The organism is Halomonas sp. OfavH-34-E (assembly GCF_024124525.1).
GTDB classification, from domain to species: domain Bacteria; phylum Pseudomonadota; class Gammaproteobacteria; order Pseudomonadales; family Halomonadaceae; genus Halomonas; species Halomonas litopenaei.
The window spans coordinates 1-7,258 of sequence record NZ_JAMXRY010000091.1 but is presented as its reverse complement, the minus strand read 5'-3'; the positions used below and the strand labels follow the sequence as shown (position 1 = coordinate 7,258).

General features: G+C 66.2%; 9 protein-coding genes. 2 read left to right on the top strand and 7 right to left on the bottom strand.

Annotated elements, in window-relative coordinates; genetic code table 11:
• Positions 1 to 1,187 (bottom strand): DEAD/DEAH box helicase (locus NH448_RS22805; protein ID WP_366078360.1); only part of this gene is annotated, 1,187 nt, incomplete at its 3' end.
• 102 nt (positions 1,188 to 1,289) lie between these two features.
• Entirely contained in the window at positions 1,290 to 2,564 is a 1,275-nt protein-coding gene (gene rhlB, locus NH448_RS22800) for an ATP-dependent RNA helicase RhlB (RefSeq protein ID WP_124804378.1), read from the bottom strand.
• A 214-nt stretch (positions 2,565 to 2,778) separates the two neighbouring features.
• Between rhlB and NH448_RS22795 the strand changes: the two genes are divergently transcribed.
• Together NH448_RS22795 and xthA are read left to right on the top strand one after the other, a co-directional pair.
• On the top strand, positions 2,779 to 3,042 hold the full coding sequence (locus NH448_RS22795; protein WP_045993474.1) for a hypothetical protein: 264 nt from the start codon (positions 2,779 to 2,781) through the stop codon (positions 3,040 to 3,042).
• A complete protein-coding gene (xthA, locus tag NH448_RS22790; RefSeq protein WP_108132697.1) occupies positions 3,042 to 3,857 on the top strand; it encodes an exodeoxyribonuclease III in 816 nt (271 codons plus the stop codon). Before NH448_RS22795 ends, xthA begins: the two co-directional genes overlap by 1 nt.
• A gap of 148 nt (positions 3,858 to 4,005) precedes the next feature.
• Here the strand turns inward: xthA and NH448_RS22785 are convergent, their stop codons facing one another.
• The 5 genes from NH448_RS22785 to NH448_RS22765 all read right to left on the bottom strand — a co-directional run.
• On the bottom strand, positions 4,006 to 4,659 hold the full coding sequence (locus tag NH448_RS22785; RefSeq protein WP_366078359.1) for an SCO family protein: 654 nt from the start codon (positions 4,657 to 4,659) through the stop codon (positions 4,006 to 4,008).
• A 135-nt stretch (positions 4,660 to 4,794) separates the two neighbouring features.
• Positions 4,795 to 5,232 carry a copper chaperone PCu(A)C gene (locus NH448_RS22780; RefSeq protein WP_253029528.1) on the bottom strand — a complete coding sequence of 146 codons (438 nt, stop codon included), beginning with the start codon at positions 5,230 to 5,232 and terminating at the stop codon, positions 4,795 to 4,797.
• 100 nt (positions 5,233 to 5,332) lie between these two features.
• Positions 5,333 to 5,668: a hypothetical protein gene (locus NH448_RS22775; RefSeq protein ID WP_045993471.1), complete on the bottom strand. Its 336-nt coding sequence runs from the start codon at positions 5,666 to 5,668 to the stop codon at positions 5,333 to 5,335.
• A gap of 51 nt (positions 5,669 to 5,719) precedes the next feature.
• On the bottom strand, positions 5,720 to 6,934 hold the full coding sequence (locus NH448_RS22770) for a hypothetical protein (RefSeq protein WP_253029527.1): 1,215 nt from the start codon (positions 6,932 to 6,934) through the stop codon (positions 5,720 to 5,722).
• Positions 6,935 to 6,967: 33 nt separating this feature from the next.
• A partial coding sequence (locus NH448_RS22765) for an energy transducer TonB (RefSeq protein ID WP_253029526.1) occupies positions 6,968 to 7,258 on the bottom strand: 291 nt, incomplete at its 5' end.

Sequence of the window (7,258 nt, the reverse complement as noted above, 5' to 3'; positions counted from 1 at the left end):
CCGGTGGACTTCTCCGGGTCCAGGCTCTCGCGCAGGATGTCGGTCATCGACTCGAGCAGACGACAGAGTTCGGCGAAGGGCACCACCAGCGCCTCGGCCTGGGCCCGGAGGGCCTCGGGCACACGCCCCATCTCGAAGCGGTGCTGAGCACCGTCCTCGTCGTCGTTGAGCCCATGGGGCCGCTCGGCCAGCTGGTGGCCCAGCGCAAACACCTCGCCCAGGCGTGGCTCCAGCGCTTCCATCGCGGTGGGCAGCGCGCCCAGCAGTCGCGCCAGGGTCGGCTGCACGCCCAGGGCCGTATTCAGCTCGGTCAGCGAGCCCCTGAGGTTTCTCAGCCAGCGCAGCCCGCCGCCCACGCTGAAGCGATGGGTGAAGTGGGAGATCGCCTTGTCCGGCAGGTGGTGGCCCTCGTCGAAGACGTAGATACAGTCGGCAGGGTCGGGCAGCACCAGGCCGCCGCCGAGCGCCAGATCCGCCAGCACCAGGTCATGGTTGGCGACGATGACGTCGGCCTGATCCAGGTCGCGCCGGGCACGAAAGAAGGCACAGGCACCGAAGTGCCCGCAGCGGCGATTGGTGCACTGGCGGTGATCCACCGTCAGTCGCCGCCAATGGCTATCGTCAATGGCTTCGCCCCAGCTATCGCGATCCCCTTCCCAGCGACCGTTGCCGTAGGCGTCTCCCATGGCGGCCACCAGCGCCTTGAAGTCATCGCCGGTGGCGGCGTCCAGGCTCTGCTCGAACAGCGACAGCGTCGGGTTTTCCTCGGCGCCGTCCATGGCCGCGTCGAGCTTGGCCACGCACACGTAGCGCCCGCGCCCCTTGGCCAGGGCAAAGTCGAAGGACAGTCCGCTGTGGGCCTTCAGCGACGGCAGGTCCTGGTGCAGTACCTGCTCCTGCAGCGCCACCGTGGCGGTGGCCAGCACCAGGCGCTTGCCGCGCGCCTTGGCCACCGGCAACGCCGCCAGCAGGTAGGCCAGGGTCTTGCCGGTACCTGTGCCCGCCTCCAGCACGCAGACGTGCTCGTCGCTCACCCGCTTGCCATCCTCGTCGGTCTCGATACCGGCCAGGGTGCGGGAGATCTCGGCGATCATCAGCCGCTGGCCGTAGCGCGGGGTCAGCTCCAGCGCCTCCAGCACCCGACGATAGGCGCTTTGAATCTCGCTCTTGAGGGCGTCGTCTAGCATGGCGGGTCCACGACAATTGAGAAAAAGGACAGGGGGAAGAGACGCAAAGGGCCGGCGCTGGGCCGGCCCTGACTGCGTACAAGCGTCAAACGCCTGACGGGCTTACAGAAGCCCTTCCGGCGGATGCTCGCAGGGCAGCTTGTCGCCGATGAAGCGCTCGATTTCGGGCAGCGAGAAGGCGTCTTCTTCACCCACGAAGCTGATCGACACGCCCTTGGCGCCGGCACGGCCGGTGCGCCCGATGCGGTGGACGTAGTCCTCCGGATCCTCGGGCAGGGTGTAGTTGATCACGTGGCTGACGTCCTCGATATGGATGCCACGGCCGGCCACGTCGGTGGCCACCAGCACCTGAATCTCGCCCTCGCGGAACTGCTCCAGGGTGCGGATGCGCTGGTTCTGCGGCACATCGCCGGACAGCATGGCCACATTGATGTCGGCCTTCTTCAGCAGGTCCAGCAGCTTGCGCACCAGATCGCGGCGATTGCCGAACACCATCACCCGGTCGAACGACTCCTGCTGCAGCAGGTTGACCAGCAGTCGCTGCTTGTCTTCGTCGCCCACCATGTACACCCGCTGATCGATATCGGCGGCGTTATCCACGGTGACCGCGATCTCGACGTGGGCCGGCTGATGGGTCCACTGGCTGGCCAGGTTGAGGATGTCCTCGGTGAAGGTCGCGGAGAACAGGAAGGTCTGCCGCTCTTCGGTCTTCGGCGTGTAGCGGATGATGCGCTTGACGTCGGGAATGAAGCCCATCGACAGCATGCGATCGGCCTCGTCCAGCACCAGCACCTCGACCTGACCGAGGTCGATGTCTCGCTTCTGCTGGAAGTCCAGAAGGCGGCCCGGAGTGGCCACCAGGATATCGACGTTGCCGGCAAGCCCCTCGCGCTGCTTCTGGTAGTCCATGCCACCGACGACGCTGGTCACCTTGAGCGAGGTGAAGCGCGCCAGGGCCTTGGCGTCCTTCTCGATCTGCAAGGCAAGCTCGCGGGTCGGCGCCACGATCAGTGCGCGCGGCGTCCCCGGCTTCTGGCCATCCGGCACCTCCTCCTCGAGGAAGTAGGCCATCATGGAAATCAGGAAGGCGGCGGTCTTGCCGGTACCGGTCTGGGCCTTGCCCACCACGTCTCCACCCATCAGGGTGTGGGTGAGGGCCTCGGCCTGAATCGGCGTGCAGTACTCGAACCCGAGCGCATGGATGGCGCGCATCAGCGGCAGCGGCAGATCGAAGTCGTGGAACCGCCACTTGCCCGCCACGGCGGGCACCTGAAACTGGCGCAGATCCCAGTTGGACTGGCGGCGCCTCGGCTTGCGGCGACGACGCTTGGGCTTGCGGCTCTCGGCCGGTGCGGTGGTCTGTTCCGACTCGCTCATAGGCTGTGCTGTGTGTCCGTCTCGAAGAGAAGTTGAAGGAAAGCGGAAAGCGTCGAGGCAACGGCACAGGGCCCCCTCGAGTTTCCTCAAGCCGGGTATTGTACCAGCGTCTGGCCGTTTGGGCTTGCCCGATGCGCATCGAATCGTGTCTAGCGGCTGTCCTGGCGGCCCCGCACTGATAGAATGTGCCCATTGAATACAGGAGCCCCGCGTCATGACACGCCGCAAGAAGACCCGTTCCCTGGCCGACAAGGTGACCATCCGTACCGGTCGGCGCAAGGACTACAAGCAGTGGCGCCACGAAAATCCCGATGAGGTCACCTCATCACGGCGCTTCTCCGCCAAGAAGCGCCAGCAGCGCAAGGCCCAGGCCGCACGCCGGCTGGAGCGCATGCGCGCCGCCCCGTCGATCGAGATTCACCCCGAAGGCAAGGGGCCGGACAGCAGTAACAGCGACAGCAACAAGGGAGAGCAGTAATGCGCCTGGTGTGCTTCAACATCAACGGCATCCGCGCACGCCTGCACCAGCTCGAGGCGCTGATCGCCTCCCACCAGCCCGACCTGATCGGTTTGCAGGAAACCAAGGTCCAGGACAGTGAATTCCCCCGCGAGGCGGTGGAAGCCATGGGCTACCAGGTGCACTTCCATGGCCAGAAGGGTCACTACGGCGTCGCCATGCTGACCCGCGAGGCCCCGGAGGAGGTTCGCTATGGCTTTCCCGACGACGGTGAAGACGCCCAGCGCCGCATGATCGGCGTGCGTCTGCGCGCCGCCGACGGCGAGCCTGTATGGGTCTACAACGGCTATTTCCCCCAGGGCGAGAACATCGAGCACCCGACCAAGTTTCCCCACAAGCGCGCCTTCTACGCCCAGCTCCAGCGCCTGCTCGACGAGGACCACTCCCCCAGCGAACGCCTGGCCGTGATGGGCGACTTCAACATCTCGCCCGCCGACATCGATATCGGCATCGGCGAGGCCAGCCGCAAGCGCTGGCTGCGCGAAGGCAAGACCAGCTTTCAGCCGATCGAGCGCGAATGGCTGGATGGCATCAAGGCCTGGGGCCTCGAGGACAGCTATCGCCGCCTCTACCCCGAGGTGGACGATCGCTTCAGCTGGTTCGACTATCGCTCGAAGGGCTTCGATCGCGAACCCAAGCGGGGCCTTCGCATCGACCATATCCTGACCACGGCATCGCTGTCCGAGCGCGTCACCGACGCCGGCATCGACTACGACCTGCGCGCCATGGAAAAACCCTCGGACCACGCCCCGGTGTGGACCGAACTGGATCTTTAGAACTTCACAACACCACGCGCGGCACCAGAGACTGCATCAAGCTGCCACGCAGCGAGGCGTGAAGGCGCGTTACCATCGAGACGCGAAAGGGCCACTTCAGGTGGCCCTTTGCTTTTCCAGCTGCATTTTTGCAAGAAGATGGGGACCTCTACCCCTTCTCCACCAGCCTTCGGATGTCTGCGGCGATGGAGTCCACCGGATCGGTGTCACGCATCAGCAGACGGGCGTCGCCGCCTGAATCGAAGGCGAAGATGGCGCTGGAATGGTCGACGTCGTAGCTGCCGTCGGCCTCAGGTTCACCCAGACGATAGCTGACGCGGTAGCGGTTGGTGACCGCGTCGAGGGCCGGCTTGTCGCCGGTCAGGCCGATAAACCGCGGCCCAAAGGCTTCGGTATAGGCGTCGAGCACCTCGGGACTGTCGCGCTCGGGATCCACCGAGACGAACAGCACCCTGACGGCGTCTCTGGTCGGCTCGTCGAGTTCACGAATCGCCGCTGACAAGCGCGCCAGCGCGGTGGGACAGACGTCCGGGCAGTGGGTGAAGCCGAAGTAGACCAGTGTCGTCTTGCCGGCGTAGTCACCCTCATCGACCTGCTGGCCGTTCTCGTCGATCAGTTCGAAGTCCAGCGCCGGCATGGCGTCGGAGATGTCGGTGCCACGCCAGTTGACGTCCTCGCAGCCGGCAAGGGCAAACAGCGCAGCCGTCAGCAGCAGTGCCGCACCAGCCCTGACGACTGCCTGGCTCGCACCAGCTCCCCTTCTCTGCACCCTGCCATTGCCGCCGGTCCTGCCCTGTCGCATTGCCAACCTCGTAGCTTTCATTTCATGGGCCGTTGTCTCGGCTCTACTTTGCAGCCCCTGCTCCCGACACCGTTCTCTCGACATCACTTTGCCGACCTAACTGTCTCAGCTGTCTCAGCCGTCTCAAGACCGTCGTTACAGCGCCGCCGGCGAGACCACCTCGAAGGTCGTCTCGACGCGCTCATCCCCTTCGAGGATCAGGCGGACCTCGACTTCATCGCCAACGTTCAGCGACTGTTGCGGCTTCATGAACATCAGGTGATAACCCTGGGGGGCGAACTCGCGGGTCTCGCCGGGGGCCACTTCGAAGCGCTCGACGCCGTGCATCATGGCCATGCCGTCTTTCTCCATGCTCATGTGCAGCTCCACCGAGGCGTAGGCGTCGGTCTCTGCTCCGACCACCGCTGCCGGCTCGTCGCCCGCATTGTAGAGCTTGAAGTAACCGGCACCGGGGCGGTCGCCGGGCAGCATGCGCAGCCTGGCGTCGCTGATCTCTAGCTCGGCGGCAAGTACCGGGGTAGCCGCAAGCAGCGACAGCAGTCCGGCAACCAGGGTGCCCTTGAACATGCGCATGAAAACGTCTCCTTGAGAAAGTGCCGGCACGAGCCTGTGTCGACAAAGGTGGCTCAGTCGTCAATCGCCAACCAACACCGGTCACCGTCGATGGAGACCATCAGCACAGCGCCGACAGGCCACAATGGGTATTGAAACGACGGGAGTTGACGTCCAGCTCAACCTCGCCGCTCTGGGTATCAAGATAGAAGGAGGCAAAGCCTTCGTCCGATGCCAGCCGATAGGAGCCACACACGCCATAGCCGTAGCGCACCTCCTGCAAGTTGGCGAGCTCGATCGGTGCCGAGGTCTGAAGGGACGCCGCCAGGGCGGCGCGCGCGTCATCGTCCAGACGGCTGTCGGACATCGCCTGGGAGCCAAAGATGGCCGCCCCGAGCAGCACCACGGCCACCGCGGGAACGATGACCAGCAATATGAGGCTTCTGGAATTCTTCATGGGGCGAATTCTACGCTGAGGGTCTTTTTTGCCACAAGGCAGCGAGCCGCCTCAGCCAGCGCCTTCATCGGAGGGTCGAGGTGAATCCGTGGCGCCGGAGCCAGGCTCAGCGGCCGTGCCCTGCCCCGTCTGCGAGCCCGCGGACAGCGCGCCCAGCCAGGTTTGCGCCTCATCCTCGCCCTTGGCGAGTGCGCGGTTCAATGCCTCGCGCGCGGTCTGTTCGCGGCCCCAGCCTGCGGCAATCTGTCCCAACCGGAGCCAGTCCGAGCCAGCGTCGGAACGCTCGGCAAGGGTCTGCCAGGCGTTCAGCGCCTGGTCATGGTCGCGAGCCTGAAACCAGGCCTCGGCCAGCAACCGGCGACGTTGCTCGCTATCCTCGAGGACGCCTTCCGCCAGCGCCCGTTCGAGCAGTTCGGCGGCGCGTGCGGGGGTACCGGCGGCCAGGTGGAGCTCGATGCGACGTTCAAGGTCATCGTTGCCGGACAGGGCGCCCTGACGCCAGCCGGCCTCCCACAGCGCCGCGGCCCGGACCAGATCACCCAGCCGCTGGGCCAGGGCCGCGGCCCGGCGCCAGGCATCGGCATCAGCAGGATCGGTGGCAAGCCGCGCCTCCAGAGCCGCCAGGGCCTGATCGAGACGACCGCTTTTGTGCATCACGCCTCCGGCGAAATCGAGCCGCGCCTGACTCGGCTGCGGGTCCGCCGCCTTGGCCCGTTCGACCCCGTCGGCGGCGGCCTCCCAGTCCTCGTCGGCGGCCGCCAGCTCGGCCAGGGTCCAAAGTGCCTCGACATCCTCGTGGCGCGATAGCCAGTCTTCCAACAGCGTTCTCGCCTGCTGACGTTGCTGCGCCTGGATGCGCTGTTCAATCTCCTGGCGCAGCCAGCGATCTCGCTGGGCCTGCTCGACCCCATCGATCCGGCGGGCGCTGGCCAGGTGATCGGCCGCCTCCTCGGGCCGGTTCTGGGCCGATGCCGCCCCGGCGGCAAGCTGCAGGTAGAGCGCCCTGGCCCAGCGGTCCGAGGCGTTGCCTCCGGTGAGCCGCTCGGCCTGGCTCTCGGCCTTGGCCTCGACCCCTGCCGGGTCGTCGGCCAGGCGCTGCTCGAGGCTCTTGAGGTCGGCGATGATGCCACCGGACAGGGTCGGCGCGGCGCTTGCCGCAGGACTTGCCAGTGCGCCGGCCAGACCCGCCATCAGGCCCAGCGCCAGGGCGGCACCAGTGCCTTGCAGGTAGCGCCCCAGCGGGGTGGTCTTCAACAGTACTGCCATGGCGATCGACCCCTTGTGTGGCTATCTCGACATCTATCTCAACTGGAACTCGAGTCGTTGACGCGCCCGCCGAAGCCCTGACGCCGCCTCGAAGCGCCAGCCGGCGATGGCCTGACGCGCAGCGTCCTCGAATACCCGGCGGGGGCTGGCCTCGAGTACCTGAATGCTGCCGCGATCGACGCTGCCGTCGGCGCGGATGATAAATTGCATCACCACATAGCCCTCGAGCCCACGACGCTGGGCCCGGCGCGGGTACTCCGGCGGCACCTTGCGCGTAGCCCGGGCCGAGGTGCCCACGTCCACCGGCTCGTTGGAGGCAGGCGC

What these genes read in the sequence shown, in the direction of transcription:
- rhlB (WP_124804378.1), bottom strand. Translation starts at nt 2,564, where the DNA reads ATGAGCGAGTCGGAACAGACCACCGCACCGGCCGAGAGCCGCAAGCCC.
- NH448_RS22795 (WP_045993474.1), top strand. Translation starts at nt 2,779, where the DNA reads ATGACACGCCGCAAGAAGACCCGTTCCCTGGCCGACAAGGTGACCATC.
- xthA (WP_108132697.1), top strand. Translation starts at nt 3,042, where the DNA reads ATGCGCCTGGTGTGCTTCAACATCAACGGCATCCGCGCACGCCTGCAC.
- NH448_RS22785 (WP_366078359.1), bottom strand. Translation starts at nt 4,659, where the DNA reads ATGCGACAGGGCAGGACCGGCGGCAATGGCAGGGTGCAGAGAAGGGGA.
- NH448_RS22780 (WP_253029528.1), bottom strand. Translation starts at nt 5,232, where the DNA reads ATGCGCATGTTCAAGGGCACCCTGGTTGCCGGACTGCTGTCGCTGCTT.
- NH448_RS22775 (WP_045993471.1), bottom strand. Translation starts at nt 5,668, where the DNA reads ATGAAGAATTCCAGAAGCCTCATATTGCTGGTCATCGTTCCCGCGGTG.
- NH448_RS22770 (WP_253029527.1), bottom strand. Translation starts at nt 6,934, where the DNA reads ATGGCAGTACTGTTGAAGACCACCCCGCTGGGGCGCTACCTGCAAGGC.